The sequence below is a fragment of the Alsobacter sp. KACC 23698 genome (assembly GCF_045348435.1).
GTDB lineage: Bacteria > Pseudomonadota > Alphaproteobacteria > Rhizobiales > Beijerinckiaceae > Alsobacter.
Genome location: NZ_CP157484.1, coordinates 3,494,260 through 3,519,076 on the forward strand (window position 1 = coordinate 3,494,260; position 24,817 = coordinate 3,519,076).

The 24,817-nt window shown below is 67.6% G+C and carries 29 protein-coding genes; 13 read left to right on the forward strand and 16 right to left on the reverse strand.

Going from position 1 to position 24,817, the window contains the following annotated elements; genetic code table 11:
• Positions 1–218: 218 nt before the first annotated feature.
• Positions 219–932, forward strand: coding sequence for an outer membrane protein (locus ABEG18_RS16630; RefSeq protein WP_406854164.1), 714 nt, complete (start codon positions 219–221; stop codon positions 930–932).
• 194 nt (positions 933–1,126) lie between these two features.
• Here the strand turns inward: ABEG18_RS16630 and ABEG18_RS16635 are convergent, their stop codons facing one another.
• The 4 genes from ABEG18_RS16635 to ABEG18_RS16650 form a co-directional block, all read right to left on the reverse strand.
• Positions 1,127–1,495 (reverse strand): response regulator, encoded by a 369-nt coding sequence (locus tag ABEG18_RS16635; protein WP_406854165.1) that lies wholly within the window; start codon positions 1,493–1,495, stop codon positions 1,127–1,129.
• 136 nt (positions 1,496–1,631) lie between these two features.
• The gene (locus ABEG18_RS16640; protein WP_406854166.1) at positions 1,632–1,823 is read right to left on the reverse strand and encodes a hypothetical protein; all 192 of its coding nucleotides are present in this window, start codon (positions 1,821–1,823) and stop codon (positions 1,632–1,634) included.
• Between the two features lie 32 nt (positions 1,824–1,855).
• Positions 1,856–3,985, reverse strand: a complete 2,130-nt coding sequence (locus ABEG18_RS16645) for an ATP-binding protein (RefSeq protein WP_406854167.1) — start codon at positions 3,983–3,985, stop codon at positions 1,856–1,858.
• A gap of 167 nt (positions 3,986–4,152) precedes the next feature.
• On the reverse strand, positions 4,153–4,395 hold the full coding sequence (locus tag ABEG18_RS16650) for a Rho termination factor N-terminal domain-containing protein (RefSeq protein ID WP_406854168.1): 243 nt from the start codon (positions 4,393–4,395) through the stop codon (positions 4,153–4,155).
• 176 nt (positions 4,396–4,571) lie between these two features.
• Here ABEG18_RS16650 and ABEG18_RS16655 point away from each other — a divergent pair, with 176 nt between their 5' ends.
• On the forward strand, positions 4,572–6,899 hold the full coding sequence (locus ABEG18_RS16655; protein ID WP_406854169.1) for a mechanosensitive ion channel family protein: 2,328 nt from the start codon (positions 4,572–4,574) through the stop codon (positions 6,897–6,899).
• A gap of 277 nt (positions 6,900–7,176) precedes the next feature.
• Here the strand turns inward: ABEG18_RS16655 and ABEG18_RS16660 are convergent, their stop codons facing one another.
• A complete protein-coding gene (locus tag ABEG18_RS16660) occupies positions 7,177–8,052 on the reverse strand; it encodes a transglutaminase N-terminal domain-containing protein (RefSeq protein WP_406854170.1) in 876 nt (291 codons plus the stop codon).
• A 174-nt stretch (positions 8,053–8,226) separates the two neighbouring features.
• Between ABEG18_RS16660 and ABEG18_RS16665 the strand changes: the two genes are divergently transcribed.
• The 3 genes from ABEG18_RS16665 (at position 8,227) to ABEG18_RS16675 (ending at position 9,619) form a co-directional block, all read left to right on the forward strand.
• Positions 8,227–8,505 carry a hypothetical protein gene (locus tag ABEG18_RS16665; RefSeq protein WP_406854171.1) on the forward strand — a complete coding sequence of 93 codons (279 nt, stop codon included), beginning with the start codon at positions 8,227–8,229 and terminating at the stop codon, positions 8,503–8,505.
• 281 nt (positions 8,506–8,786) lie between these two features.
• Complete coding sequence (locus tag ABEG18_RS16670; protein WP_406854172.1) at positions 8,787–9,128, forward strand: YqjD family protein; 342 nt, start codon at positions 8,787–8,789, stop codon at positions 9,126–9,128.
• Positions 9,129–9,136: 8 nt separating this feature from the next.
• Entirely contained in the window at positions 9,137–9,619 is a 483-nt protein-coding gene (locus ABEG18_RS16675; protein ID WP_406854173.1) for a hypothetical protein, read from the forward strand.
• Positions 9,620–9,698: 79 nt separating this feature from the next.
• Here the strand turns inward: ABEG18_RS16675 and ABEG18_RS16680 are convergent, their stop codons facing one another.
• Complete coding sequence (locus tag ABEG18_RS16680; protein ID WP_406854174.1) at positions 9,699–10,502, reverse strand: response regulator; 804 nt, start codon at positions 10,500–10,502, stop codon at positions 9,699–9,701.
• Between the two features lie 216 nt (positions 10,503–10,718).
• Here ABEG18_RS16680 and ABEG18_RS16685 point away from each other — a divergent pair, with 216 nt between their 5' ends.
• The 4 genes from ABEG18_RS16685 to ABEG18_RS16700 all read left to right on the forward strand — a co-directional run bounded on the left by ABEG18_RS16685 (position 10,719) and on the right by ABEG18_RS16700 (position 13,259).
• Positions 10,719–10,967 (forward strand): NepR family anti-sigma factor, encoded by a 249-nt coding sequence (locus tag ABEG18_RS16685; RefSeq protein WP_406854175.1) that lies wholly within the window; start codon positions 10,719–10,721, stop codon positions 10,965–10,967.
• The gene (locus ABEG18_RS16690) at positions 10,967–11,536 is read left to right on the forward strand and encodes a sigma-70 family RNA polymerase sigma factor (RefSeq protein WP_406854176.1); all 570 of its coding nucleotides are present in this window, start codon (positions 10,967–10,969) and stop codon (positions 11,534–11,536) included. Before ABEG18_RS16685 ends, ABEG18_RS16690 begins: the two co-directional genes overlap by 1 nt.
• 158 nt (positions 11,537–11,694) lie before the next feature.
• Complete coding sequence (locus ABEG18_RS16695) at positions 11,695–12,756, forward strand: type III polyketide synthase (RefSeq protein WP_406854177.1); 1,062 nt, start codon at positions 11,695–11,697, stop codon at positions 12,754–12,756.
• Positions 12,753–13,259 carry an isoprenylcysteine carboxyl methyltransferase family protein gene (locus ABEG18_RS16700; protein WP_406854178.1) on the forward strand — a complete coding sequence of 169 codons (507 nt, stop codon included), beginning with the start codon at positions 12,753–12,755 and terminating at the stop codon, positions 13,257–13,259. The genes ABEG18_RS16695 and ABEG18_RS16700 overlap by 4 nt, the downstream gene beginning before the upstream one ends.
• 55 nt (positions 13,260–13,314) lie before the next feature.
• Here ABEG18_RS16700 and ABEG18_RS16705 read toward each other — a convergent pair whose 3' ends face one another.
• Complete coding sequence (locus ABEG18_RS16705) at positions 13,315–13,515, reverse strand: hypothetical protein (protein ID WP_406854179.1); 201 nt, start codon at positions 13,513–13,515, stop codon at positions 13,315–13,317.
• On the opposite strand from ABEG18_RS16705, the gene ABEG18_RS16710 reads away from it, so the two are divergent.
• Both ABEG18_RS16710 and ABEG18_RS16715 read left to right on the forward strand, forming a co-directional pair.
• The gene (locus ABEG18_RS16710) at positions 13,514–14,215 is read left to right on the forward strand and encodes an HD-GYP domain-containing protein (protein ID WP_406854180.1); all 702 of its coding nucleotides are present in this window, start codon (positions 13,514–13,516) and stop codon (positions 14,213–14,215) included. The two genes, ABEG18_RS16705 and ABEG18_RS16710, sit on opposite strands and share 2 nt — an antisense overlap.
• 166 nt (positions 14,216–14,381) lie before the next feature.
• Positions 14,382–14,714, forward strand: a complete 333-nt coding sequence (locus tag ABEG18_RS16715) for a 2Fe-2S iron-sulfur cluster-binding protein (protein ID WP_406858627.1) — start codon at positions 14,382–14,384, stop codon at positions 14,712–14,714.
• A gap of 9 nt (positions 14,715–14,723) precedes the next feature.
• On the opposite strand, the gene ABEG18_RS16720 is transcribed toward ABEG18_RS16715, so the two are convergent.
• The 8 genes from ABEG18_RS16720 to ABEG18_RS16755 form a co-directional block, all read right to left on the reverse strand.
• Complete coding sequence (locus tag ABEG18_RS16720) at positions 14,724–15,755, reverse strand: cysteine synthase A (RefSeq protein WP_406854181.1); 1,032 nt, start codon at positions 15,753–15,755, stop codon at positions 14,724–14,726.
• Positions 15,756–15,930: 175 nt separating this feature from the next.
• A complete protein-coding gene (locus ABEG18_RS16725; protein ID WP_406858628.1) occupies positions 15,931–16,683 on the reverse strand; it encodes a MetQ/NlpA family ABC transporter substrate-binding protein in 753 nt (250 codons plus the stop codon).
• A gap of 81 nt (positions 16,684–16,764) precedes the next feature.
• The gene (locus ABEG18_RS16730) at positions 16,765–17,430 is read right to left on the reverse strand and encodes a methionine ABC transporter permease (RefSeq protein WP_406854182.1); all 666 of its coding nucleotides are present in this window, start codon (positions 17,428–17,430) and stop codon (positions 16,765–16,767) included.
• Positions 17,420–18,526, reverse strand: coding sequence for a methionine ABC transporter ATP-binding protein (locus tag ABEG18_RS16735; RefSeq protein ID WP_406854183.1), 1,107 nt, complete (start codon positions 18,524–18,526; stop codon positions 17,420–17,422). The genes ABEG18_RS16730 and ABEG18_RS16735 overlap by 11 nt, the downstream gene beginning before the upstream one ends.
• 365 nt (positions 18,527–18,891) lie before the next feature.
• Positions 18,892–19,422 carry a ferritin-like domain-containing protein gene (locus ABEG18_RS16740; protein WP_406854184.1) on the reverse strand — a complete coding sequence of 177 codons (531 nt, stop codon included), beginning with the start codon at positions 19,420–19,422 and terminating at the stop codon, positions 18,892–18,894.
• A gap of 92 nt (positions 19,423–19,514) precedes the next feature.
• On the reverse strand, positions 19,515–21,707 hold the full coding sequence (locus ABEG18_RS16745; protein WP_406854185.1) for a glycoside hydrolase family 3 N-terminal domain-containing protein: 2,193 nt from the start codon (positions 21,705–21,707) through the stop codon (positions 19,515–19,517).
• Between the two features lie 217 nt (positions 21,708–21,924).
• Entirely contained in the window at positions 21,925–22,716 is a 792-nt protein-coding gene (locus tag ABEG18_RS16750; RefSeq protein ID WP_406854186.1) for an MBL fold metallo-hydrolase, read from the reverse strand.
• A gap of 107 nt (positions 22,717–22,823) precedes the next feature.
• Positions 22,824–23,045, reverse strand: a complete 222-nt coding sequence (locus ABEG18_RS16755) for a hypothetical protein (protein WP_406854187.1) — start codon at positions 23,043–23,045, stop codon at positions 22,824–22,826.
• 247 nt (positions 23,046–23,292) lie between these two features.
• Between ABEG18_RS16755 and ABEG18_RS16760 the strand changes: the two genes are divergently transcribed.
• Positions 23,293–23,547 (forward strand): hypothetical protein, encoded by a 255-nt coding sequence (locus tag ABEG18_RS16760; protein WP_406854188.1) that lies wholly within the window; start codon positions 23,293–23,295, stop codon positions 23,545–23,547.
• A 114-nt stretch (positions 23,548–23,661) separates the two neighbouring features.
• On the opposite strand, the gene ABEG18_RS16765 is transcribed toward ABEG18_RS16760, so the two are convergent.
• Positions 23,662–23,841 carry a CsbD family protein gene (locus ABEG18_RS16765; RefSeq protein WP_406854189.1) on the reverse strand — a complete coding sequence of 60 codons (180 nt, stop codon included), beginning with the start codon at positions 23,839–23,841 and terminating at the stop codon, positions 23,662–23,664.
• Between the two features lie 285 nt (positions 23,842–24,126).
• On the opposite strand from ABEG18_RS16765, the gene ABEG18_RS16770 reads away from it, so the two are divergent.
• Positions 24,127–24,816, forward strand: coding sequence for a helix-turn-helix domain-containing protein (locus ABEG18_RS16770; protein ID WP_406854190.1), 690 nt, complete (start codon positions 24,127–24,129; stop codon positions 24,814–24,816).
• The last annotated feature ends 1 nt before the right edge of the window (position 24,817 follow it).

Genomic DNA, 24,817 nt, shown 5'->3' on the forward strand with positions numbered 1-24,817 from the left:
TAGTCAACGCTTGGTTAACGTAAAGCTCAAGCCGCCCTGTTTCCCTCGGAAACACGGGACGTTGCTGGATACGAGCGTTACTGAAAAACCACACATCGCTCGTTCAACGTCTTCAGACCCCGTCCGGGGCGCAACCTGAATTGAACAGCACCGTTGTGGCGGGTACAGTCTGACAGGCTCAAGCCTCGAGACTCACTCCTCGATAAGGATGCGAAATAATGATCCGTAATCTTCTCCTCGCCGCCACGGCGCTGACCGTGATGTCGGCAACGGCTTCCGCGGCTGACCTGCCCACCTCCAAGGGCGCCCCGATCGCCCCGATCGTATACGCTCCCGTGTTCACCTGGACGGGCTTCTACGTCGGCCTGAACGCCGGTTACGGCTGGCAGGAGAGCCGCTCGGTCACCTTCTACAGCACCACGACCGGCGCGAACCTCGCCACCTTCAGCAATGGCAGCGACGGCGGCTTCGTCGGCGGCGGCCAGATCGGCTACAACATGCAGTTCGGCCAGTTCGTCGCTGGCGTCGAGGCTGACATCCAGTACGCCGACCTCGGCGGCAACAACAACGGCTTCGCCCCCTACTACTTCGGCGGCAACGGCAACAACGGCAACTACTTCGGCACCGTCCGCGGCCGTCTCGGCTACGCGTTCGACCGCGCCCTCATCTACGTGACGGGCGGTCTGGCTTACGGCGACGTCGGCTCGAACGTGTTCAGCAACAGCGACACCCGCGCCGGCTGGACCGTCGGTGGTGGTCTCGAATACGCCTTCACCCCGAACTGGACGGCCAAGATCGAAGGCCTCTACGTCAACATCGATCGCGGCAACAACAATGGCGGCGTGCTCCTCGCCGTTCCCGGCGTTGCGGTTGCGACCAACAAGAACAACGACTTCGGCGTTGTTCGCGTGGGCGTGAACTACAAGTTCTAATCCTCAGCTCACTCTGAGGCTTGAGGGCCCGGCGGAACCTTCCGCCGGGCCCTTTTTCATGGTCGGACGAGCGCGCGCCGCGCCGCACCCAGCATGGCGCCGACCGGGCCCTTCGCCCCGCAGGCGTTCGCCCGCGGAATTGCGCGGTCCTGATGCGTCGTGTTGAGAGGTTGAGGCCGTGTTCGGCCCCGGGCTCAGCCCTTGCGGGCCACCGCCATCAGCCGATCGATCGTGGACTGAAGCTCGGCGACCTGGAACGGCTTGCCGAGATGCGCGGTCGGCGGCTCTGGGGTGATCGGCTGCGGCCCCTGGCCGGTGTGCCCGGTGGCGAAGATGATCGGCAGGGCGGGAGAACCGCTGCGCATCGTCTCGGCGAGATTGTGCCCGGAGATGTCCGGCAGGCCGACATCGGTGATGACGAGGTCGATATCGTCATGCTCGCCGAACAGCGTCAGCGCCTGGTCGCCGTTCAGCGCCTCGAGCGGCCGATGGCCGAGCTCCTCGAGCATGTCCACGAGAGTGAGCGCGATCAGCGGCTCGTCCTCGACCAGCAAAATTTTCAAAGACGCGCCGCCCAACCCAGATGATCCTCATCAAGAGACACGGGCGTGATTACGCGAACCCGACACCCACGTCCCGAGACTAGCCCGTCGACTGCAGCGTTTCCAGCGTTCGATGGAGTACCGAACCGTACTCAGCTCAAGGATGCTTCGTCTTGGTTGACGGTCGATCTTCGGCCGGGGCGGTGGAACGGGGCGCATCGACCGGCGTGTGGTCGTCCGGGCGCGCTTCGGCGGCCTGTTCGGTCGTGCTTCCGGGCTGGCCGGGACGCCTGGCCGGGGCCCCTTTCAGTTTGCGGTGGGCATCCTCGTCAGTGTTCTGGGTGGTCATCGCTGGCTCCGTTGTGGAGTGAAACGGACCGGCTAGCCCAGGGTTCCTTCAGGGCCCCGCAGAACGGCGTCTACGCGCGTGACGAGTTGGGCGACCGTGTAGGGTTTCGGCAGGGGATCAAGATCCGGATCGCCAGGCCCGGCGCCGTCGCGCAAATTCGCATAGCCGGTGGTGAGCAGGATCCTGATCCGGGGATGATGGGCGGCGACATGGCGCGCCAGTGCGCGTCCGTCCATTCCGGGCAAGCCGATGTCGCTGAACAGCAGCGAAACGGACGGGCCCTCGCCGAGCATCCGAATGGCCTGCTCGGCGTCTCCGGCTTCGACCACGTGGTGGCCCAGCTCCCGAAGCGCTTCGACCGCGAAGCGCCGCACCTCGGGCTGGTCTTCGACGACGAGGATGGTCGATGTCGGAGCGGACGGCGCAGCGTCGACGATCTCGGGGCCATGCGTCGGCGCCTCATCCAGGCTGGGCGGGGCGAGCGGCAGCAGCATGGTGATCGTGGCCCCGTGGCCCGGTTCGCTGGTCAGCAGCACATGGCCGCCCGACTGCTGGATGAAACCATAGACCTGCGACAGCCCGAGGCCGGTGCCCTGCCCGTGCGGCTTGGTGGTGAAGAAGGGCTCGAACACCTTGTCCTGCAACTCGGCCGGGATGCCGGAGCCGGTGTCGGACACGCTGACGGCCACATAGGAGCCGGGAGGAGCGGCGCCGCCGTCGGCTTCGACCTCGACCCGAGCCGTCGAGACCACGAGCTCGCCGCCTTGCGGCATCGCATCCCGCGCGTTCACCGCGAGATTGAGGATCGCGCTCTCCAATTGGTTCGGATCGACGTCGACCGCCGGGAGATCCGGTTCGGTCCTCGTCTGCACCGAGATCTTCTCGCCCAACGTGCGGTGCACGAGCTCGGTCATCCCTCGCACGAGCTGGTTGAGGTCCACGCGACGTGGCTCCAGAGGCTGCCGGCGCGAGAAGGCCAGCAGCCGCTGTGTCAGCATGGCGGCGCGCAACGCGCCCTCCTTGGCCAGCAGAGCGGACCGCCGCGCCCGCGCGTCCTCGGGGCCGAGCCGGCGCAGCAGCATCTCCAGATTGCCGATGACGACCGTCAGAAGATTGTTGAAGTCATGCGCGATCCCGCCCGTCAGGCGCCCGACCGCCTCCATCTTCTGGCTCTGGCGAAGGGCGTCCTCGGCGAGTTCCCGCCGCTTGGCCTCCTGGCGAAGCTTGTCGAGGGTGGCGTTCTCCCGCCGGGCCTGCCGATAGGCCGAGACGCTCAACAGGAACAGCGCCATCGCGCTGGGAGCCCCGAAGGCGAGATAGCTCAGCATCGCGCCGCGCCACGCCCGAACCACCGAGGACCAGGGAAGTCCCGCCGTCACATAGATCGGGTAATCCGGCATGCTGCGATAGGCGACGAGCCGTCTCTCCCCGTCGAAGTTCGACGTGCCGAAATAGAGCCCAGCACCGGGTCGCTCGGCGATCTCCTTCTCCAGCCCGGTCGCGCGCTGGCGGGTCCCCAGCAGGTCAGCCGTGGACGTCGGATAGCGCACCAGGGCGACGCCGTCGTTGCGGAACAGTCCCATGGTGTAGCCGGCGCCGGCCGTGACCCTGCCGTGAAAGGCGCGGAAATAGTCCGGCTCGACAGACACCGCGGTGACCCCGCGAAAGCGTCCGCCCGGGTCCTCGCGGCGCCAGGCGAGCTGGAAGAAGACCGATCCGGTCGCTTTCCCCAGGAGAAGCTGGCTCACATGCGGGCGGGCCCCGGGCTGCAGCTGGGTCTGGAAATATGCGCGGTCGCTGACGTTCAGGCCGGCCGGCACGGGACTGGCGCTCACCAGCGGCTGACCCAAGGCGTCGATGACCCATGTGTTGGTGAGCTGCGGAAGGCCGGCGACCAGCCTGGCGAGCTGCAGCCGCAACTCGGCTTCGCGTGTCTGGATCTCCTCGTCCGCCAGCCCCCGGACGACCTCGTTCGTGTAGGTGGCGACCAGCCTGTGGGTGTCGAACGTCTTGATCGCATGCTCGTAGACGAGATCGAGCGTCTGCAGCAGCCCCCGGCGAGCCGTTCGGACCTCCGTCCGGTAGGACACCCAGCCGAGAACCGCGAGGAGGACGACCGGCGCAAGCACGGAGAGAATGACGAGGAGGCGAAGCGCGCGCATGCGTCAGAGAGGCCGGCTGCGCCGCAACGAAGCGCCAGGCGTCAAGTCTTCCGCGGTGCCATCCCGATACGCCAACCGCCAGAACGCTCCCAAGCAGGCGATTCGCCTATCGCCCGCTGGACGCAAGCATCCATGGATTCAACCGCAACGGGTAGTCGCACTTCTCCTTACGCGACGATCGGTTCGGCTTGGCGCGCCACGTGAGGGCGAGGCTGCAACGCCGCTTCGAGCACGAGCCGCAGCACGTAGTATTGGCGCAGGCTCTCCACCAGTTCGTCCTTGTCCATCGCGCTGGCGCCGACGACGCCCAGTTCGAGGGCGTAGGACCTGAGGTCTTCGGTGATCGGGTCCAACCCATGGGCGGGGTGCGCCTCTCCTGCGGAGACGCTCGGGGGTCTGACGTGACGCATGGGGAACGCAACTCCAGGTCCGGCGCATCGCGGCTCGGACGTTCATCTTTGGCCGACAAAACGTCCTATGAAGAGAACGGTTCCGGCCGCCCCCGGATCCGCCGCTCCGGAACTCCGCCGCCGGGCCGGCGTTGGATTGATCGTTTCCGCGCGGAGCCTTGCCTTGAGCATTTCAGATGAGTGACCCGGTCCGGCTGACGCGCCGGCTGGCGGGTTTCGCCGCGCTGGCGCTGGTGGCGTTGCTCCTGGCGGCGGCCCCGTGGGCGTCCGCCTCCGCGGCGTCCTCGCCGAGCAGCTCGGCGCTGGTTCCGTTCTCGCTCAACACCGGCAAGAAGGACGGCGACGCCAAGGCCGTTCCGCCCGACGACCCCGCCAAGGTGCCGGATTTCGTCAGCCGCCTCGACGATCGGCAGGCCCGGGCTCTGCTCCTGGACACGCTGAGCGGCAAGCCCAAGAACGAGGAGGCGCGGGACCGCGACACCGTCAGCGACATCTTCGGGAGCGTGCTCGCCGCAGCGCGCCAATATGCGGCGCGGATCGTCACGGTGGCGCAGGCCTGGCCGCAGCTGCTCACGCTCGACGAGCGCCTCACCGAGTATCTCGGCGCGACGCGGCCCGGCCTGGTGGCGCTCCTGGGATGGATCGCGCTGTCCTTCGTCGCCGCCGGGGCGGTGGAATATCTGGTCCGCCTGCTGTTCGAGCGCCTGCTGGCGCGACGGCGGCGCCTGCGCGGCCTCCCCGCGCCGCCCCAGACCCTGCGTCACGGCGGCAGGCTGGGCGTGCGATGCGTCGGACTGGCCTCCTTCATGGCGGTGTCGTCCGGCCTGATCCTGGCGGCTCCGCACGCGATGTCGTCCATCCAGCAGGATTTCGCGCTCTCGATCGCGGCCGGGGCGCTGCTGGTGCGCCTCGCCGACACGCTGGCCTATCTGTGCATCGCCTATCTGGTCCCGCCGTCCGAGCGCGCCCAGCGCCGCGTGCCGCGCAACGCCGTCCGGCTCGCCGTGGTCAGCACCCATGCGACCATCATCATGGGCGCGCTCATCCTGACGGATCTGCGCGGCGCCGGCGTCGCCTTCGAAGCGAGGCTGATCGTGGGCCTCGCGCTCTGGTGCGTGCTGGGGCTGTGCGTCTTCGCCGGCCTCGGGCGCCTGAAGGCGATCACCGCGAAGCTGAGCCTGGACGGCCCTCTCGCCCGCGAGGGCGTGATTTTCCGGTGGCTGCGCCTGCACTGGTACGGCCTGGCCCGGGGCGTGATCGGCGCGGTGTGGCTGTTTACGGTGCTGGCGGCCCTGGAGGCCGGCCCGATGGCGTTCGAGGCCGGCGTTCTGAGCCTGTTCGTGATCGCCTACACGCCCGCGGCCGTGCGCCTGCTGACGCTGGTGCTGCGCCGCAGCTTCGCCCGGCAGCGGGGCCATGACGAGAAGTCGGACCCGCCCTGGATCACCAGCATCGTGCGCTGCGCCCGCATCCTGGCGACAGTCGCGGCGCTCTATGGGCTGGGGCGCGTCTGGGGCCTCGACGTCTTCGCCTATGCGAGCGACCGGCTCGGCGAGAGCGTCGCCCGCATGGTCATCGACGTCGCCATCATCCTGCTGCTCGCCTATGTGGTCTGGGAGATCATCCGCGCCATCATCCGCAGCGAATCCGTCGGCGAACCGGTCGACCCTGACGAGCCCGAGATCTCGTTCGAGGAAGGCAGCATGAAGCCGCAGACGCGGATGCAGACCTTCCTGCCCCTCGTCGAGAAGTTCCTCTTCGTCCTCGTGCTCATCGTCGCCGGCATGATGATCCTGAAGACGCTGGGCGTCGACACCGGCCCGCTCCTCGCTGGCGCGGGGATCATCGGCATCGCGATCGGCTTCGGCGCCCAGACGCTCGTCAAGGACATCGTGTCGGGCATCTTCTTCCTGCTCGACGATGCGTTCCGGCTCGGGGAATATGTCGAGATCGACCAGACCCGCGGCACCGTCGAGGGCATCTCGATCCGCAGCCTGCGCATTCGCCACCACCGCGGCGCAGTGCACACCGTGCCATTCGGCACGATCCAGCGCCTCACCAATTACAGCCGCGACTGGATTATCCTGAAGCTGGAGTTCCTCCTGGCCTTCGAAACCGACCTGAAGAAGGTTAAGAAGATCGTCAAGGACATCGGCAAGGAGCTGTTGGAGGACGAGGAGTATGGCCAGCACTTCCTCGAGCCGGTGAAGTCGCAGGGCGTGCGCCGGATGGAGCAGATCGGCATGGTCATCGGCGTCAAGTTCATGGCCAAGCCGGGCGAGCAGTTCATCCTGCGCCGCGAGGTCTATCAGCGGGTCCGAGACGCCTTCGAGAAGAACGGCATCGCCTTCGCGCGACCGCAAGTCGTCGTGCAGGTTCCCAACGCCAAGATGTCGGCGGAAGAGTCCGAGGCCATCGCGGCCGCCGCGGCCGAGGCCGCGGACATGCCCCCGCCTCCCCCGCAGGAGATGAAGCAGGGCGGCGGCGCCAAGAAGGCCAGCTAGGCCGGCCGTCGACCCGCGCGCCGGGAACGCCGTCGCGGCTGGCGCGTTCGCCCCCGGCACATGGAGGACACGGATGCCGAACGAACCCGCGCCGCAGCCAGGGCCGACGCCGACGCCCCCGACCCCGGCTCCCGGGCCGTCGCCCGGCATTCCGCCGAACAAGCCTGACATTCCGGATCCGGGGCCTGGGCCGGACATCCCGTCGCCTGGGCCGATCCCAGGCATGCCGCCCGCGGGCGACCCCCTGCCTCCCGGACCGCAGGCCTGACGCGCTTACTCAGCGGCGGGTTGTGACGTCCACGTCCACCTTCATGCCGGTGAAGTCGCCCGATCGGCCCGTGAACTCGCCGCTGATCGGGATCGCCTGGCTGGGGTCGCGCGTCACCGCGATGCGCAACAGCGCGTCGGATCCGATGATGCCGTTGGTCGGATCATACTCGATCCACCCCGCCCCCGGCAGGTAGGCCTCCACCCAGGCGTGGGTTGCGCCGGCGCCTCGGACGCCGTGCGACCCGCCGTCGAGGGCCGGATCGTAAAGGTAGCCGGACACGAACCGGGCCGCGACGCCGAGGCTGCGAAGGGCCTCGATCATCAGCAGCGCGAAATCCCGGCACGTCCCCGATCCGAGCTCCAGAGTCTCCTGAGGCGTCTGGGTCCCCTCCTCGTTGCGCACGCCGTAGCCGAATTGCTGGCGGATGGAAGAGTTGATCGACGACACCAGCTCCAGCGTGTCCATCGGCTGCGCGGTGACGAAGCCTTTCGCCCAGGCCGCGAGCGCGCCCTTCGGGTCGGGATAGTGCAGGTCGACGAGCCTTGCGAGATCCTGCCGGTCTTCCGAGGAATAGATGAACGGGTAGACCCGCGCTTCCGGCGTCACCTCGACCCGCCGCGGATCGCCCGGATAACGCTCGATCTGGAGGGTGCTTTCGATCCGGAGTTCCGTCGTGGGCTCGTCGAAGCGGGCCAGCGCGATCGAATTGCCGAACACGTCATGCATCCATCGGAGCGTCGCCTTGGGCGAGATCGACAGGTCCGCCTTGACGAGGCGCAGGTCGTGGCTGTCGCGCGGCCTCAGCATCATGCGGTGCTCGCCCAGGCGGACCGGGTTTGCATAGGTGTAGGTGGTGGTGTGGCGCACCGTAAGGTGAATCACGCAAGGCTCGCTGACGTTGGAGAAGGCGCAGGCCAACACCTGGCCGTGCGATGGGGTTCCAGGATCGCGGCAGGCATGCGTCGGGTTGGAACTGCGCGACCGCCTTCGACGTTAGAGCGCATCCGCGTGAACGTGGTGCGAAAAGGGCGGAAATCGTCCTGGGAGGCGGGCTGCATGAGTACTGAGACGCTGGTTCCGCAGGATACCCCCACGCACGTCCCCGCCGCCTTGCGCAACAGAAGCGAATTCCTGGAGGAGCTCGCGCGCCGCGGAACGCGGTCCCCGGATCTGCTCGGCGCCTTCGAGGACATGGTCAGCCTGGTCGGTTGCCTGATGGCGCTGGATGACGATGCGGAGCCGGACCGCTGGAGGCGCGAGCGGGAGGGCTATGAAGCACTGGCTCGGGCGAGGCGCTCGCTCCACCGCTGCGCCATGAGCCGAGGGCTGGTCTGACGTCAAGTTTTCACGCGCGCCTCGGAACTTGTTTTCCGGAGACGCGTTCTGGTCGGGAGCGTCGACGCGACGGGACGAATGCCCCCTCTTCCCCTCGAGCCGACGCCTCCTGAAACCCGCAACGACTCCGTCGTTGCGGGTTTTTCTTTGCGGTGCGGCGCTGTGCGGCGGAACCCGGGAACCGTCGGTTCCACGCTCGCGTTGCAGCTTTACGTCCAGGGCAAGCGCCCCGGCCCTGCGCCCGCGCGGCGTCAGCGTGTAATGTAGAGGAGCTCCATCCCATGCTTGGCAGTCAGGACCGGATGTCCGACGTTCGCGAGGATCTCACGAACATCCGCAACGACCTCGCGCGGCTCGCCGACACTGTCTCCCGGATGGTGTCGCATCGGTCTCGCGACGCGCAGGGTTCGGTTCGCGGCGTCGTCGACCAGGCGCGCGACCAGGTCTACAGCCGCGCCGAGGACATCACCAAGGCCGGCGCGATGCTGACCAGCGAGGCGCGCGACCGGCTGCTGGACTACAATGCGGAGTTCGAGAACCGAATCGAGCGCAACCCGATCAGGGCTGTGCTGATCGCGGCCGGGATCGGCCTGGTCCTCGGTCTCCTGAGCCGTTCACGCTGATGATCCAGATGCTCGCTCAACTCAAGGACAGCGCCCTGCGCCCTGTCCGCACGATGGTCAGCAACCTCGTCGAGGACGTGATCGAGATCGCCCTGATCGTCATCCTGGCTCTGATAGCCGCCGGGTTCGGCATCGGCGCGCTCTATATCTGGTTCGCCGACCGCTACGGGTCCCTGCACGCGGCGGGGTACATGGCCGGGATCTTCGCGGGCCTCGCCGTGCTGGTTGTGATCATTCGTCTGATCACCAACTCGGCCCGTAAGAAGAAAGCCGAGCGCGAACGCCAGCGCCTGGCCGAGCAGGCGAGCCGGGCGGCCGGATCGGCGCTGGACGTCACCGCGCTGCTCAGGACCATGGGCGTGGGCCGGGCCAAGGACCGGATGGCGGCCGGGATCGCGCAGTCGATCACGAGCCGGGTCAGCCCCTGGACGCTGCTCGGGCTCTCCGTGCTGGCCGGTTTCGTGGGCGGGCGGGTTCTCGACAAGGACTGAAGAGGCGACGACGTCGCCAGCGAAAAGGCCGCGCAACGGGTGCGCGGCCTTTTTGTTTCAGGACAGGGCCGCCGGGCGTTCAGCCCACCGCCGACTTCGACTTGCGGTGCGACTTCTGGTCGAAGAACAGCGCCTGGCTGATCACGGCCTTCACGGTCTCGACCCGGAACGGCTTGGTGACCAGGAACGCCGGCTCGGGTCGCTCGCCCGTGAGGAAGCGCTCCGGATAGGCGGTGATGAAGATCACCGGCACTTCGAAGCTCTCCAGGATGTCGTTCACGGCGTCGAGGCCCGACGAGCCGTCCGCCAGCTGGATGTCGGCCAGGACGAGGCCCGGCTGCTGCCGGCGAACCGCCTCGACGGCCTCGTTACGGGTGCGGGCGACGTCGATCACCCGGTGGCCGAGGCCCTCGACGAGCGCCTCCAGATCCATCGCGATGATCGGCTCGTCCTCGATGATGAGGACGTCGGTCGCCATCTGCTGGGCGATTTCGCGGCCGGCCTCGTCGATGAGGGTGGAGACCTCGTCCGGCGTGCGGCCCATCGCCCCGGCGATCTGGTCGTGGGTGAATCCCTCGACCGAGCTCAGCAGGAAGGCCACCCGCGCAGGCGGCGTGAGCGCGGCGAGATTGCGGGTCATGCCTCCGGTGGTCAGGGGCGAGTCGGTCATCTGATTGACCGCGATGGATCCCCAGACCTTCAGGAAAGCGCGATAGAGCGCCACGCGAGGCTCCATGTCGCGGTCGAAGGAACCTGGATCGGCGATAAGCGCTTCGAGGGTCGCGACCGCATAGGCGTCGCCGCCCTGCTGAGTCCCCGTCAGGGCGCGCGCGAAGCGGCGCAGATAGGGCAGATGCGGTGCGATCGCCTGAGCAATTGACATGGGCGAGCCTTACAGCTTGAGAAGACGATGAAGAGGCGGGCGGTCAGCCATTCCGAGGCAAGCCGAACCTTGACCTCACGGTAACGACATTCCCCCCTAAAAGTTCCGAGCGACCCCCGGAACCGGGCGGCTCAAGGGACGTTAGTCCCCCGGGTCCCACGCCCGAGGTCGCTATTCCCCCTATGTAATGCCGCGATCCGCGATGTGGAGGCCTGGATGGACGAGAAGAAGCGCCGGCGACGGGATCGTACAGGGACCAGCATGGATCAGCAGATGGGTGTGTCGGGCGATGCGTCTGTTTCGCCGCAGGGTGGAGCTTTGGATCCGGACGTCAACGCGCAGATCGGACGTCAGCTCCGATCCATCTACGAATCCGTCGTCAACCAGCCCGTGCCAGACCGCTTTCTGGAGCTTCTCAACCAGCTGGACGTCAAAACCGGGGGAGAGAAGAAGGAAGCCGAGTGATGGACGACGCAGGCCGCCGAATGAAGGACGACCTGCTCGGCGCCGTCCCGGCGCTACGAGCCTTCGCCATGTCGCTCTGCGGCAATCCCGACCGGGCCGACGATCTGGTCCAGGAAACCCTTCTCAAGGCGTGGGGCAACCGCAACTCGTTCACGCCGGGCACGAACGTCTCCGCCTGGCTTTTCACCATCCTGCGCAACGTCTTCTACTCCGAGCACCGCAAGCGGCGCCGCGAGGTCGAGGACGCCGACGGCCAGATGGCGGCCAGGCTGGCGACCCATCCCGCCCAGGACGGGCACATGGACTTGGCGGACTTCAACACCGCGCTCCAGAAACTCCTCCCCGACCAGCGCGAGGCGCTGATCCTGATCGGCGGATCGGGCCTCTCCTATGAGGAGGCGGCGCAGATTTGCGGCTGCGCGGTCGGCACCATCAAGAGCCGCGTCAACAGGGCGCGCAATCGCCTGGCCGAACTGCTCTCCGTGAACACCGTGGGAGACTTCGGGCCGGACTCGCGCTGGCGCCCGGCGCTCAGCCAGTACACCCGGGCGGGCACCGAGGACCGTTGACGATCGCCGCCGACGGCGCCGGGAGACTGAAAACAGGCTCGACGCTGCGGCATGACCGCGCGTGCGCTCGCAAAGGTGATGCGACTTGAAGCCCCGCACGTTCGTAAGGTGCCCGTGACGCGGCCAGCGTCGCCCCTTTCGACTGTCGAGGCCTTTGCATGACCGCTCCATTGTCCCCTCGCCTTCTGTCCGTCGCGACGGCGTCGCCTCCCCACGTGCTCCACCAGAGCGAGGTGACGATGCGGGCGCGAGACATCTTCGGACGTCGCCAGGGCGAGTTCGACCGCATCGCGCCCGTTTTCGAGAACGCCGGCATCCGAACGCGCCGCTCGGTCCAGCCCATCGCCTGGTACTCCGAGCCGGCCGGCTGGCCCGAGCGGACGCGCGCCTATTTGGAGGGCGGCTGCGACCTCTTCATCGCCGCGGCCCAGAACGCGCTCGACAAGGCGGGCCTGCAGGCCTCGGACGTGGACACGGTGGTGACGGTCTCGTCGACCGGAATCGCGACGCCCAGCCTGGAGGCCCGCGCCGCCGAGCGCCTCGGCCTGAGGCCGGACGTCGCGCGGATCCCGGTGTTCGGGCTGGGATGCGCCGGCGGCGTCACCGGGCTGGGCCTCGCCGCCAAGCTCGCCAAGGCGACCCCGGGCAGCCTCGTGCTGCTCGTCTGCGTGGAGCTCTGCACCCTGTCCTTCCGGGGCGAAGCCTTCTCGAAGGCCAACATCGTCGCCACCGCCCTCTTCGGCGATGGCGCGGCGGCGGCGCTCGTGCGCGCCGGCGACCGCGACGGCGCGGTGGAGATCACCGGCTCGGCCGAACACCAGTGGCCCGGCACGCTCGACATCATGGGATGGGACGTCGACGCGGAGGGATTGGGCGTGGTCTTCGCCAAGTCGATCCCGCCCTTCGCCGAGGAGCATCTCGGCGCCGCCATGGAAGGCCTGCTGGCCCGCATGGGGCTCGCCCGCGAGGACGTCGGGCGCTTCGCCTGCCATCCCGGCGGCGCAAAAGTGATCACGGCGCTGGAGCGCTCGCTCGGCCTGCCGCAGGGCGAACTCGACATCGAGCGGGACGTATTGTCGGAGTTCGGCAATATGAGCGCCCCGACCGCGCTTTTCGTCCTCGACCGGGTGCTGGAGCGGCCCGGACCGGACGTCACCGTGCTCACCGCCATGGGGCCGGGCTTCACAGCCTCCGCCTGCGCCCTGGCGAGGGTGGCGTGACCTCCGCGACGATCCTGCTGCTCGCGCTCACGGGCCAGCGACTGGCCGAACTCGCCTGGGCGCGCAGCAACACGACACGGCTGATCGCCCGGGGCGCGCTGGAACTCGCCCCGGGGCACTATCCCTTGATCGTCGCGTTCCATGCGGCGTGGCTCGCCGGATTGTGGCTCATGGGGCGCGATCAGCCGATCTGGACGCCCGCGGCGGCGGCGTTCGCGACGTTGCAGGGACTGCGCCTCTGGGTCCTGGCGACGCTCGGTCGTCGCTGGACCACGCGCATCCTGGTCGTTCCCGGCGAAAGCCTCGTGAAACGCGGCCCCTACCGCCTGTTCAGGCACCCCAATTACATGATCGTCGCCGCGGAGATCGCCGTTGCGCCGCTGGCGCTGCACATGCCGGGCTACGCCGCCGTCGCGAGCGTCATCCATGCGGGCGTGCTCGCCATTCGGATACGCGAAGAAAACATGGCTCTTGCAAGTTTTACGCGAGTAAATACTGTTTGATACTCAGAGTAGAAAAGACCGGCGTCGGTCCGTCTGCTCGAATTGTAACGTTTTGTCATGCATTGTTAGCCATGCTGCGCCTCAGCTTCAGCTGGCGCCCTCCCATGCAACGCTTCAAATCCAGCTCTTCGCCGATGACGCGCGCCGCCCCGAACGGGCAGACCGCGGCGAGAGTCTCCACCGCCGGGACGCCGTGGTCGGTCGCGCCGCGGTCGAGCGACTCGCTTTTGTCCACCGCCGTCCGTCCGACGGACATGGCCGCGCCTGCGGAGGACCCGCACGTTTCATCGAGCGGCCCAAGGTTCGGCGGCGACGAGGTGCTGCGCCGCTGCCTTTCGGGCGCCGCGATCGCCTCCGTGACGGAGATCGAGGAGGCTAACGCCAAGCTGTTCCAGGACATCCGGCGGACGGGCGTGGCGGACTGGGTCGAAAGCGTCCGCCGCCATCACGACGGCACCTTCCAGCACTGCATGCTGGTGAACGGCCTCGTTGCGGCGTTCGTGGACCGCCTGGGCTTCTCGCGCCGCGACGTGGCCCGGGCCATGCTGGCCGCCACTCTTCACGACATCGGCAAGGCCAAGATCCCCGTTGAGATCCTGGACAGCCCTTTGAAGCTCACGCCCGAGGAGTTCGCGATCGTTCAGCGGCATCCGACCGCCGCCATCGAGATGCTGGCCGAGGGCGATCCGCTCGATCCGGCGGTGCTGGACGCCATCGAGCATCACCACGAATTTCTCGACGGATCGGGCTACCCCCACGGTCTCTCCGGGCCGCAGGTGCTCGACCTCACCCGTCTGCTCACGATCAGCGACATCTTCGCGGCCCTTTCGGAGCGTCGGTCCTACAAGCCCCCGATGGCGCCCGCCGCGGCGTTCAGGGTGCTCGAGGACATGGGGCCGAAGCTCGACCAGGCTCTCGTCAAGGCGTTCCGTCCCATCTCGGAGATGCTGGCGTAATAAAACACGTGTGGAATTGGATTTTATAAAAATTCACAGAACAGAATTGAAATAACCTCGCCCATGCGGCATGGTGCCGGAACGCTCCGGCCCTTGCGCCGGATCAATGCTGACCATCGCGCGTTCGTGGATGAACCGAAGCGCCGGCGTCGAGGATGGAACGGGCATGCACATTAAGGTCATCGATCACCATGGAACGGAGCACACGCTCGAGGCCCTCGATGGCTGGCGGGTGATGGAGGTGATCCGAGACTGGGACGTTGGCATCAAGGCCGAATGCGGCGGCGCCTGCGCCTGCGCGACGTGCCATGTCTATATCGACCCGGAGTGGTTGGACCGCCTGGCGCCGCCTAACGACGAGGAAGTCGACCGGTTGGACGACGCGCCGCTTGTGGAAGCCCATTCCCGCCTCTCATGCCAGATCCTCATGAGCGAGGACCTGGACGGATTGCGGCTGCGCCTTGCGCCGGGGTCGGAACCGGAGGCGGTCGCGGCCTGAAACGCGGCTTCAGACCAGGGGCGCCGTCACGCGAGACGCCTTTTCAAGCCAATGCGGCGTCGGCAGGCCCTTCGACTTCAGGAAGGCCGGATTGAACAGCTTGGATTGATAGCGGGTCCCGTAGTCGCACAGGATCGTCACGATGGTCTTGCCGGGCCCCAGCCGCTCGGCGAGCCGGATCGCGCCGGCGACGTTGACGCCCGACGATCCGCCGAGGCACAGCCCCTCGTGCTCCAGCAGGTCGAACACGATCGGGATCGCCTCCTCGTCGGGGATCTGAAACGCCGCGTCGACGGGCGCGCCCTCCAGATTGGCCGTGATCCTGCCCTGCCCGATCCCTTCCGTGATGGACGATCCGGACGATTTCAGCTCTCCGTGCTCATAGAAATTGTAGAGCGCCGCGCCCATGGGGTCGGCGAGCCCGATCTGGATCGCGGGGTTGCGCTCCTTCAGCGCCATCCCGGTTCCGGCGAGGGTGCCCCCGGTGCCGACCGCGCAGATGAAGCCGTCGATCTTTCCGTCGGTCTGGGCCCAGATCTCCGGCCCGGTCGTCTCGATATGGGCCTGGCGATTGGCGAGATTGTCGAACTGGTTCGCCCAGACGGCGCCGTTCGGATCCGAGGCGTTGAGCTGCTCGGCAAGCCGGCCCGACACCTTCACGTAGTTGTTGGGATTGGCGTAGGGCGCGGCCGGCACTTCGACCAGATCCGCGCCGGCCAGCCGCAGCATGTCCTTCTTCTCCTGGGACTGCGTCTCGGGGATCACGATGACCGTCTTGAAGCCGAGCGCGTTGGCGACCAGCGCGAGACCGATGCCGGTGTTGCCGGCCGTGCCTTCCACGATCGTCCCGCCCGGCCGCAGGGCGCCCCTGCGCACCGCATCCTGGATGATGAAGAGCGCGGCGCGGTCCTTCACCGACTGGCCGGGATTCATGAACTCCGCCTTGCCAAGGATGCGGCAGCCCGTCCGTTCGGACGCTCGCTTGAGTTCGATGAGGGGAGTGTCGCCAATGGCGTCGACGACGCCGGAACGGATGGACATGGTCGCGCCTTTACGCCTGTTCGGCCGGGAGGCCGTCGAGGGGCGGCACTATAGGCCGGGCGCTCCCGGGATCAACCCAAACGCGTGGGCCGTTGCAGGTGGGGCCGCTTTCTGTCCAAGGCGGCGAAATGTGGCCCGGCTCCCATGAGAGCCGGGCGTTTCGGCAATCAGGCGATCACCAGCTCGTCAGCACCGCGCCCTTGAACTTGGTCTCGATGAAGGCCTTCACCTCGGGCGTCCGATAGGCGTCGACCAGGTCCTTGACCCAGGGCTTGTCCTTGTCGGCGGCCCGGACCGCGATCACGTTGACATAGGGGCCCTTGGGCTCTTCCAGCAGGATCGCGTCGCGCTGCGGGCTCAGGCCCGCGGGCTCGGCGTAGTTGGTGTTGACGGCCGCCGCGTCCACGTCGTCCAAGGTGCGCGGAGCCTGGGCCGCGTCGATCTCGATGAACTTCAGCTTGCGCGGGTTCTCGACGATGTCGAGCACGGTGGGCTTGAAGCCGACGCCCTGCTTGAGCTTGATCACACCCTTGTCCTGCAGCAGCAGCAGGGTGCGCCCGCCATTGGTGGGATCGTTCTGGATCGCCACCGTGCCGCCCGTCGGGATCTGATCGAAGCTCTTGTGCTTCTTGGAGTAGATGCCCATCGGAAAATTGACCGTCGTGGCGACGCTCACGAGCTTGTAGCCGCGGTCTTTCACCTGGTTATCCAGATAGGGCTGGTGCTGGAAGGAGTTGGCGTCGAGTTCGCCGGCGTCGAGCGCCTGGTTGGGCACGACATAGTCCGAGAACTCCTGGATCCTGAGGTCGACCCCCTTCTTGGCGAGAACCGGCTTGACCGCCTCGAGGATCTGGGCGTGCGGCCCGGGGGTGGCGCCGATGCGGACCACCTGGTCGGCGCGCGCGGCCGCCGTTCCGAGCAGGGACACAGCGAGCGTGGAGACGAGCAGAGCTCGCCGGCTGAGAGACTGAAACACGGTGGATCTCCGTTGGGTCGGTGCTGAAGAAAGTCAGGATTGGCGCACGCGCCGGTTGAGGCGCTTGGCGAGCCTGTCCCCGAGGCTCTGGACGGCCTGGACGAGGATGATCAGGACCACCACCACGGTGGCCATCACCTCGGGCATGAAGCGCTGGTAGCCGTAGCGGATTCCAAGATCGCCGAGGCCGCCGCCGCCCACCGCGCCGACCATCGCCGAGTAGCCGATAAGGCTCACGACCGCGAGGGTCAGGCCGAGCACGATGCCGGGCAGCGCCTCGGGGATGAGCACCTTCACGACGATCTGCAGCGGCGCCGCCCCCATGGCCCGCGCGGCCTCGATCAGGCCATGGTCGACCTCCCGGATCGCGCCTTCGACGATCCGCGCGATGAACGGCGTCGCCGCCACCGTCAGGGGCACGATCGCGGCCGCGGTGCCGATCGAGCTGCCGGCGATCAAGCGTGTGAAGGGGATGATCGCCACGACGAGGATGATGAAGGGCGTCGACCGCGCCGCGTTGACGACGAGGCCGAGCGCCGCGTTCACCGCCGGGGCGGCGAAGAGCTCGCCCTTGCGGCTGGCGGCCAGGAAGACTCCGAGCGGCAGTCCGAGCAGGCTGCCGATCACGGCCGCGACGGCCACCATGGACAGGGTGTCGAGGGTCGCCTGCCAGACGAGGCGCAGCAATTCAGGGGACATGGCCGATGACCTCCGAGCCGAGTTCCAGGCGCGCAAGCGCCGACAGAGAGGCCGACAGCCCCGGCTCGTCGGACGGAAGACTGACCAGCAGCCTCCCATAGGGACGGCCGGCGATGCGTTCGATGCGCCCCGCCAGGATGTTGAAATCGATGCCCAGAACCCGCGTGAGCCGACTGATCACCGGGCTCGTGGCGTTTTCGCCCGTGAAGGTGATCCGCACGACGGCGCTGCCGCCCGGGTAAGCCTCCGGCCGAAGCGTCTGGGCGATGTCGGGAGGCGGCTCGACCCCTGTCACCGAGGCCAGGAAGCTGGCGGTCGTGGGATGCCGGGGCTTCGTGAGGACATCGAAAACCGCGCCTTCCTCCACGATGCGGCCCGCCTCGAGCACGGCGACGCGGTCGCAGATCTCCTTGATGACCTGCATCTCGTGCGTGATGAGCAGGATGGTCAGGCCGAGCCTGTCCCTCAGGCTGCCGAGCAGGTGCAGGATGGAGGAGGTCGTCTCCGGATCGAGCGCCGACGTGGCCTCGTCGCAGAGGAGGACGCTCGGATCGGTGGCGAGCGCCCGGGCGATGCCCACGCGCTGTTTCTGGCCGCCGGACAGTTCCGCCGGATACCGGTCGCGTTTGTCGGAGAGGCCGACCAGCGCGAGCAGGCGCTCGACCGCGCTGCGCGCCTGCGCCTTGTCGCCGCCCGCGATCTCGAGCGGCAGGGCGACATTGTCGAAGACCGTGCGGGACGAGAGCAGGTTGAAGTGCTGGAACACCATGCCGACCGAGCGCCGCACGGTGCGCAGCGAGGCTTCGTCCAGACCGGCGACGTTCACGCCGTCCACCCAGACGGCTCCGCCCGTCGTCCGCTCGAGCCCGTTCACGAGCCGGATCAGCGTGGACTTGCCTGCTCCCGACCGGCCGATCACGCCCATAATGGAGCCCTTCGGGACCGAAAGATCGATGCCGTCGAGCGCCGTCAACTCGGGCTGGCCCCGGCGCGGCCCAAAGACCTTCGAGGCCTTCTCGAAGCGGATCGCAGCCGCGGCCGGCTGAAGCTCATGCAAGGGCGGGCCGCTCGGGGCGACCCTCAAGGGGGCGTTCATGATCATCTTCCCTGAAAGGTCGCGACGACGAAGGCCGGGCGCCGAGCGGGCTTAGCGCCGGGCTCGCAGGGCCGTCGGATGGTCGGAACGCGTCGGCGCAATGCGAGGCGCGATATCTAAAGGGTTCGGCATGCGGGTCTCCCGGTCACGGAGCCCACGACGTCGTCGTGGCGCTTTAGCGTTTGGTGACGCGGCGCAAGCTGCTGGCTCAAATCCCCGCGGCGGCAACGCCGAGCGCGTTGCAGCGATGCGAACCTACCCGAAATCGCGAGAGACGCAACTGACAAAACGGAAAAACGTTCGTTATAACGGAATAGCCGCTATGCGTTGGGAGGGCCCCGGCGCGGCCGGAGCCCTCCAAGGGCTCAGCGGTCGGCCCGCGAGCCGCTGGCCTTCAGCTGCAGGTATTTTGTGGTCACCGTGGCGACGTTCTGGTCGATCCACGACGCCATCTGCTGCTCCTCGCGCAGCGACTGCTCCAGGACCTGCGCCTCCTGGGTGAAGCCGCCGGCCTTGGCCATCGCGATCAGGGACTTGTAGGACGCGATCTCGAAGTTCTCGAAGGCCAAGTTGGCGAAGGTGTTCTTCAGGATCTCGTCGTCCGCCGTCGCGTGCATCATCGCGCCCAGATTGGCGGTGAACTGCATGGCGGCGTCCTTGATCACCGACCGGCTCTCATCGAAACGCGCCAGGAGCTGGTCGATGCGCTCTTCCTGCTGGTTGGTCTCCTGCAGGTGGCTGCGCAGGGCCTGGGCCACCTCCGGATAGGACTCCAGCCGCTCGAGCTGCCGCTCGATCAGTTGCCTCGCCTGCTTTTCCAGCGCGTGGGCGTTGCGTAGTCCGGTCACGAATTCCGATCGGATCGTGTCGGACGCGCCTTCGCTCGCCATCGTCATGGTCCATCCTCCAAGGGTTGGGAGAACCGGCCTAACGATGGAATGCAAGCGATGTTCCGCCGCGCGGATGACGCGTTCGAAAGCGCAGGCGGCTATGGGGTCGGGCGCGCCGTGTCGACCCGGGCCGGCTGCTGGACCATCGCGGAAGACGGCCGATATTCGAGCACGGTCATCCGCGTGCGGCCGGAATCCGGTCCCACATGGACCTCGACCGGACCTCCGACATCGGGCGCGGCGAAGCGGCCGCCGGGCTGCCAGTAGGCGAGATCGCTCTCCTTCAGCGTGAAGGAGATGACGCCCGCCTCGCCGGGCTTCAAAGTCACGCGCCCCATTCCGCGCAACTCCCGCACGGGACGCGACAGGCGCGCGACCTTGTGTCGGATGTAGAGCTGCGCCTGCGCGGTCCCCGGCCTCGGGCCGACATTGGTCACGTCGACCGTGACCTGCACCGACTGGCTGCCCACCATGCGCAGCCGGTCGAGTCGGGGTTCGCCCATCTCGAAGCGCGCATAGGAAAGACCGTAGCCGAAGGGGTAGAGCGGCGTCGACGGCAGGTCGATATAGGCGCTGGTGTAGGGCTTGTAGGTCTCGGCCGCCGGCCGGCCGGTCGGCAGGTGATCGTGGTAGATCGGGATCTGGCCGACCGAACGGGGGAAGCTGATCGGCAGCCGCCCGGTGGGCTCGTTCAGCCCGAACAGCGTCCGGGCGACCGCGAGGCCGCCTTCGCTGCCCGGGAACCAGGCCTCGAGAATGGCCGGCGCGTCGCGGTCGAGATCCTCGATGGTCAGCGGCCGCCCATTGAACAGCACCACGGCGGTTGGCTTGCCGAGGGCCAGCACCGCGCGAGCCAGCGAGAGCTGGTCGCCCGGCAGGTCCAGGGAGGCCCGGCTCGCCGCCTCTCCGCTTTGGGTGGCGTGCTCGCCGAGCGCGAGCACGACGACGTCCGCCGTCGCGGCCAGCCGCACGGCCGAGGCGATGTCTGCGGCCGTGGAGCGCTCGACCGAGCCCGCCGCCAGCGCCGTGACCCGCGCCGACGGGCCGAGCACCTGGGCGATCCCTTCTTTCAGGGTGATCGCCGCGTTAGGATCGCCATGCGCGGCCCAGGGCCCGAGGGTGTCGGCGCCGGCGTCGCCGAGCGGCCCGATGACGGCGACGGACTTGGCCGTGACGGCGAAAGGCAGCACCTCCCGGTCGTTCTTGAGGAGCACGAGCGACTTCTCGGCCAGCGCGAGCGCGACGGCCTTGTGCTGCGCGCTCCCGATCACCTCGGCTTCGCGTTTCTCGTCGGAGCGGCCGAAGGGCTGGTCGAAGAGGCCCAGATCCTCCTTGAGTTGCAGGATGCGCCGGACGGAGTCGTCGAGCAGTCCGCCGTCGACCAGCCCCTCCCGGACCAGCAGCGGGAGCGACCCGACATAGCTCCGGCTCTCCATGTCCATGTCGGTGCCGGCCTGGAACGCGATCCGGCTGGCGTCGAAGCCGTCCTCGGCGACCCCATGCACCGGGAGTTCGCCGATCGCGCCGAAGTCGCTGACGACGATGCCCCGGAAACCCCATTCCTTCCGCAGGATGTCGCGCAGGAGCCGCTCATTGGCGACGCCCGGCACGCCATCCACGGCGTTGAACGCGGCCATCACGCAGCGCGCGTCGGCGTCCACGGCGGCCTTGAAGGGCGGCAGCTGCTGCTCCCGCAGGGCCCGCTCCGACAGATCGAGCGCGCTGTAGTCGCGGCCAGCCTCGGTCGCGCCGTTGCCGGCGAAGTGCTTGACGCAGGACGCCACGGAATCGGGCGCGGAAAGCGACTGTCCCTCCAGCCCATGGACACGGGCGGCGGCGATCTGGGCTCCGAGCCAGGCGGACTCGCCGCTCCCCTCCGCCACGCGGCCCCAGCGCGGATCGCGCGTCACGTCCACCATGGGCGCGAAGATCCAGTTCACCCCCGCGGCCGAGGCCTCGGTCGCCGAGACCCGCTCGCCGGCCTGGATGGCCTCCATGTCCCAGCTGGCGGCCTGGCCCAGCGGGATGGGCAGGATCGTCCGATAGCCATGCAGGACGTCGAACCCGAGAAGGAGCGGAACGCCGAGCCGGGTCTCCGTCAGCGCCATGGCCTGGAGGCTGCGGGTGTACTCGGCCCCGTAGACGTTGAAGAGGCCGCCCGCCTGCCCTTTCAGGATCGCGTCGCGCACGCTTTGCGGAGCGAAAGGCCCGGTGACCGCGTGATTGCCCGACACCAGATTGAGCTGGCCGACCTTCTCCTCCAGCGTCATGCGCGAGAGCAACTCCTCCACGCGCGGACTCGCCTGGGCCGTTTGAACAGCGCCGCAGGCGGCGAACGCCAGCGCCGCACAGGTTCGAAGCCAGGAACAAGCCATCTGGAGTCTCGCCATTGATCAATCGCGTGCACGGTATCGGGGGTCGTCGCGACCATAAGCTCAGCCCGGGCGCGCAGCAATCGCGCAGCAATCGCGCAGGCCGGACAGGCGATCACGTAAGCTCGATGGACGTTCAGCGCCCGGGCAGCACGATCACCGTCGGCGTCTCGGGCAGGGTCTCGCGCGACACCACGAGGACGGGATCGTCGCGTCGCTCCACGGGCCACTGCCGGCCGGCGCGATCGAGGAAGCGGGCCAGAGTGGCGGAGCCGAAATAGTGCATGGGGATCATCACCCGTGCGTTGAGTTGGCCCAGCACCTCGATCATGCCTTCAAGGTCGAGCGTATAGCTGCCGTCGACCGGCACGAGGACCACGTCGATCCGTCCCAGGTTCTTCAGATGACCGGGCAGCAATGTGTGATGCAGGTGACCCAGATGGGCCACGCACAGGCCCCCCGTCTCGAAAACGAAGATCGAATTGCCGTCCCGTTCCGTGCCGCCGGACCAGTCGCGGATGCTGGTGGGGACGTTCCTGATGTGCACGTCCCCGACCACGACGTCGTGCCGGGCGGCGCCGCCGCTCTCGTCCCACCCTCTCAGCACCATGGGGATCGACGGGTCCGGCCGGTCGGTGAAATGGGTCGAGTGGGCGTGATTCATCGTCACGGCGTCGAGCCGGCCGGGCGGGCGCAGATAGTCGTTATAGTCGGTCGCGATCCGGATCCCGCCCGGGCTCTCGATCACGAAAGTGGCGTGTCCGATGAAGGTGAGGCCGACCTGCCCGACGCCGAGCGCCGCGGGCTGGATGAAGGGCTGCATCGAGGACACGAGACCGGTGCAGGGCGGCTGGCGTTCCTCGGCTTGCGAGAGGGTCGAGGCGACCGCGCCCATGCAGGCCAACAACACCGTGGCGAACCTGGTCATCCGTGGCCTCCCTCAGCGCGATGTCATCCAATCACCGTTCCGGGGTTCTCGCCACAGGGCACTCATCCGGCGGGCGCGACGGGTCGTCGCGCGCCGCCGAACGTGCGTCAGGCCGACTGGGCCAACTCCACCACCACGCCGTCGCCGAGATCGGCCAGCGCCGCGATCAGCTCCTCCTGGAGGTGGAGGATCTCGCGGCCACGCGGAGCCACGCTCACGACGATCCGGGACGACGCCTGCGACGTGGAAATCCGAGGCTCGGTGATTTTCTGTTCCGCGAGGAACGGCGCGAGCCTGCGCCTGATCTTATCGTCATCGATAGAAGCCATCGAAGCCCTCCTGAAGGTGCAAGAGACTGCAAAAGTGAGGGGAACCCGGCGTGCTGCAGTGCACAGCGAGCTTGCCGCACTGCAGCACGCCGGGAGCCGCCCCGTCAACTCACGGCTGTGTCGCACCAGCCCGGCGACCCTCAGCGCAAACTCCTCCGACAAGCTCGGTCTTCACGGAACGCATTGATCGGACTGACGTTGTCAGGACAGCGAACACGTGTGGTCGCATGATGAACGAGGGAACGTGATGAAGACTGTTGCAATCGCCATCGCCCTGGGTCTGCTCGGATCGTCCGCCGCCATGGCGCAGAGCGTCACCATCGACACCGGCGGACACCGGGGATGGGACCGCGGTCGCCATGAGGGCTTCCGGATGCATCGCGACCGCGACGTTTCGGTTCGCCGCGTGGAGACCGGCTCGGTCGGTTGCCGCACCACGACGATCCGCAAGCGCAATTTCGACGGCGACATGGTCGTCAAGCGTATCCGCCGCTGCGACTGACCGTCGCGGCCCGGAACGTGAAAAGGCCGGCGCTCGCCGGCCTTTTTTCGTTGTTGAACGCCTGAAAAAAGGGCCGGCTTCGCGCCGGCCCTTGTCCGATACCGTGGGCTGCCCTTAGCGGGTGGCCTTCTTGGCTGCGTCCTTGACGTCGCCGACGGCGCTGCGGGCCTCGCCCTTCGCCTTGTCGGCCTTGCCTTCGGCCTGCAGCTTCTCATCGCCCATGAGCTTGCCGGCTGCGTCCTTCACAGCGCCCTTGGCCTTGTCGGCCGCGCCCTTGATGTGCTGCTTGTCCATGCTGCGCTCCTCTCGTGGTGTCTCGGCCAACAACGCATGGAGAGGCCGCTTGTTCACGCTCCGCCGGATAATTCGGCCGCACGTTTTCCCGGTTTTCGATCTTTACACTCTGTAATACAACCTATGAGATAAATCGCGTCTCGGATTGTCATGCATTGCGACGCATGACGGCGCAACTTCTACGCACGGTCAAGTGGGTGATTCGCCTAAGCCGCGAAAAAGCTCCCTAGCCCCCAACGGTGGATGGCCCCCTGCTCCAACCGCCTCGTCTTGAAGGACACTTCTATGTTGATGACCATTCAGCAGAGCTACTCCGTCGAAGGTCTTCGTTCGACGCCTTTGTTCCGCGACTCCTCGCCCGGAACTCTCGAACACTTCTCACGCCTGTGCCTCGTTCAGCGCGTTCCGTCCGGAACGGAGCTGATCGGCGCCCGTGAACGGCCGGGCTTCGTGCACATCATCCTGGATGGCGCGGTGGAGCTGTTTTCGACCGAAGCCGGCCGTGAGGCCATGTTGTGCACCGTCCGCGACGGCCTGGCCGTAGGCTTGGACGCGCTGCTGTCGAGCGACGAGCCGGTGCATGGCGCGCGCACCCTCACCACGGCCCGCCTGCTGGCGGTCCCGGGAGGCGCCCTTGCGCCGGCGCTCGCCAGCGACGCCGGACTCGCCATGGCGGCCGCTGTGATCACGTCGACGCTCTCGACCCGTCTCGCCAAGGAACTGGCGGAGCAGAAGCTGCGCACCTCGATCGAGCGCCTCGCCCACTGGCTGCTGCGCGTGCAGCGCCACTTCGGCGGGGCGGAGCGGTTCGAGCTGCCCTATTCGAAGCGCACGCTCGCGCTCCGTCTGGGAATGACGCCCGAAAGCCTGTCCCGCAACTTCGCCCAGATCGAGAAGAGCGGTTGCCGGATCGACGGCCCGTTCGTCACCGTCACCGACGCCGCCAAGCTTGAGTCGCTGGCGCGGATGAACTGAC

Bases quoted from the DNA above. Each gene is read 5' to 3' on its own strand.
- ABEG18_RS16740 (WP_406854184.1), bottom strand. From the start codon at position 19,422: ATGACGATGGCGAGCGAAGGCGCGTCCGACACGATCCGATCGGAATTC.
- ABEG18_RS16755 (WP_406854187.1), bottom strand. From the start codon at position 23,045: ATGGCTTCTATCGATGACGATAAGATCAGGCGCAGGCTCGCGCCGTTC.
- ABEG18_RS16655 (WP_406854169.1), top strand. From the start codon at position 4,572: ATGAGTGACCCGGTCCGGCTGACGCGCCGGCTGGCGGGTTTCGCCGCG.
- ABEG18_RS16720 (WP_406854181.1), bottom strand. From the start codon at position 15,755: ATGTCCATCCGTTCCGGCGTCGTCGACGCCATTGGCGACACTCCCCTC.
- ABEG18_RS16640 (WP_406854166.1), bottom strand. From the start codon at position 1,823: ATGACCACCCAGAACACTGACGAGGATGCCCACCGCAAACTGAAAGGG.
- ABEG18_RS16705 (WP_406854179.1), bottom strand. From the start codon at position 13,515: ATGTCCGTCGGACGGACGGCGGTGGACAAAAGCGAGTCGCTCGACCGC.
- ABEG18_RS16630 (WP_406854164.1), top strand. From the start codon at position 219: ATGATCCGTAATCTTCTCCTCGCCGCCACGGCGCTGACCGTGATGTCG.
- ABEG18_RS16750 (WP_406854186.1), bottom strand. From the start codon at position 22,716: ATGACCAGGTTCGCCACGGTGTTGTTGGCCTGCATGGGCGCGGTCGCC.
- ABEG18_RS16765 (WP_406854189.1), bottom strand. From the start codon at position 23,841: ATGGACAAGCAGCACATCAAGGGCGCGGCCGACAAGGCCAAGGGCGCT.
- ABEG18_RS16670 (WP_406854172.1), top strand. From the start codon at position 8,787: ATGCTTGGCAGTCAGGACCGGATGTCCGACGTTCGCGAGGATCTCACG.
- ABEG18_RS16710 (WP_406854180.1), top strand. From the start codon at position 13,514: ATGGCCGCGCCTGCGGAGGACCCGCACGTTTCATCGAGCGGCCCAAGG.
- ABEG18_RS16730 (WP_406854182.1), bottom strand. From the start codon at position 17,430: ATGTCCCCTGAATTGCTGCGCCTCGTCTGGCAGGCGACCCTCGACACC.
- ABEG18_RS16735 (WP_406854183.1), bottom strand. From the start codon at position 18,526: ATGAACGCCCCCTTGAGGGTCGCCCCGAGCGGCCCGCCCTTGCATGAG.
- ABEG18_RS16675 (WP_406854173.1), top strand. From the start codon at position 9,137: ATGCTCGCTCAACTCAAGGACAGCGCCCTGCGCCCTGTCCGCACGATG.
- ABEG18_RS16760 (WP_406854188.1), top strand. From the start codon at position 23,293: ATGAAGACTGTTGCAATCGCCATCGCCCTGGGTCTGCTCGGATCGTCC.
- ABEG18_RS16680 (WP_406854174.1), bottom strand. From the start codon at position 10,502: ATGTCAATTGCTCAGGCGATCGCACCGCATCTGCCCTATCTGCGCCGC.
- ABEG18_RS16715 (WP_406858627.1), top strand. From the start codon at position 14,382: ATGCACATTAAGGTCATCGATCACCATGGAACGGAGCACACGCTCGAG.
- ABEG18_RS16685 (WP_406854175.1), top strand. From the start codon at position 10,719: ATGGACGAGAAGAAGCGCCGGCGACGGGATCGTACAGGGACCAGCATG.
- ABEG18_RS16770 (WP_406854190.1), top strand. From the start codon at position 24,127: ATGTTGATGACCATTCAGCAGAGCTACTCCGTCGAAGGTCTTCGTTCG.
- ABEG18_RS16695 (WP_406854177.1), top strand. From the start codon at position 11,695: ATGACCGCTCCATTGTCCCCTCGCCTTCTGTCCGTCGCGACGGCGTCG.
- ABEG18_RS16645 (WP_406854167.1), bottom strand. From the start codon at position 3,985: ATGCGCGCGCTTCGCCTCCTCGTCATTCTCTCCGTGCTTGCGCCGGTC.
- ABEG18_RS16690 (WP_406854176.1), top strand. From the start codon at position 10,967: ATGGACGACGCAGGCCGCCGAATGAAGGACGACCTGCTCGGCGCCGTC.
- ABEG18_RS16665 (WP_406854171.1), top strand. From the start codon at position 8,227: ATGAGTACTGAGACGCTGGTTCCGCAGGATACCCCCACGCACGTCCCC.
- ABEG18_RS16650 (WP_406854168.1), bottom strand. From the start codon at position 4,395: ATGCGTCACGTCAGACCCCCGAGCGTCTCCGCAGGAGAGGCGCACCCC.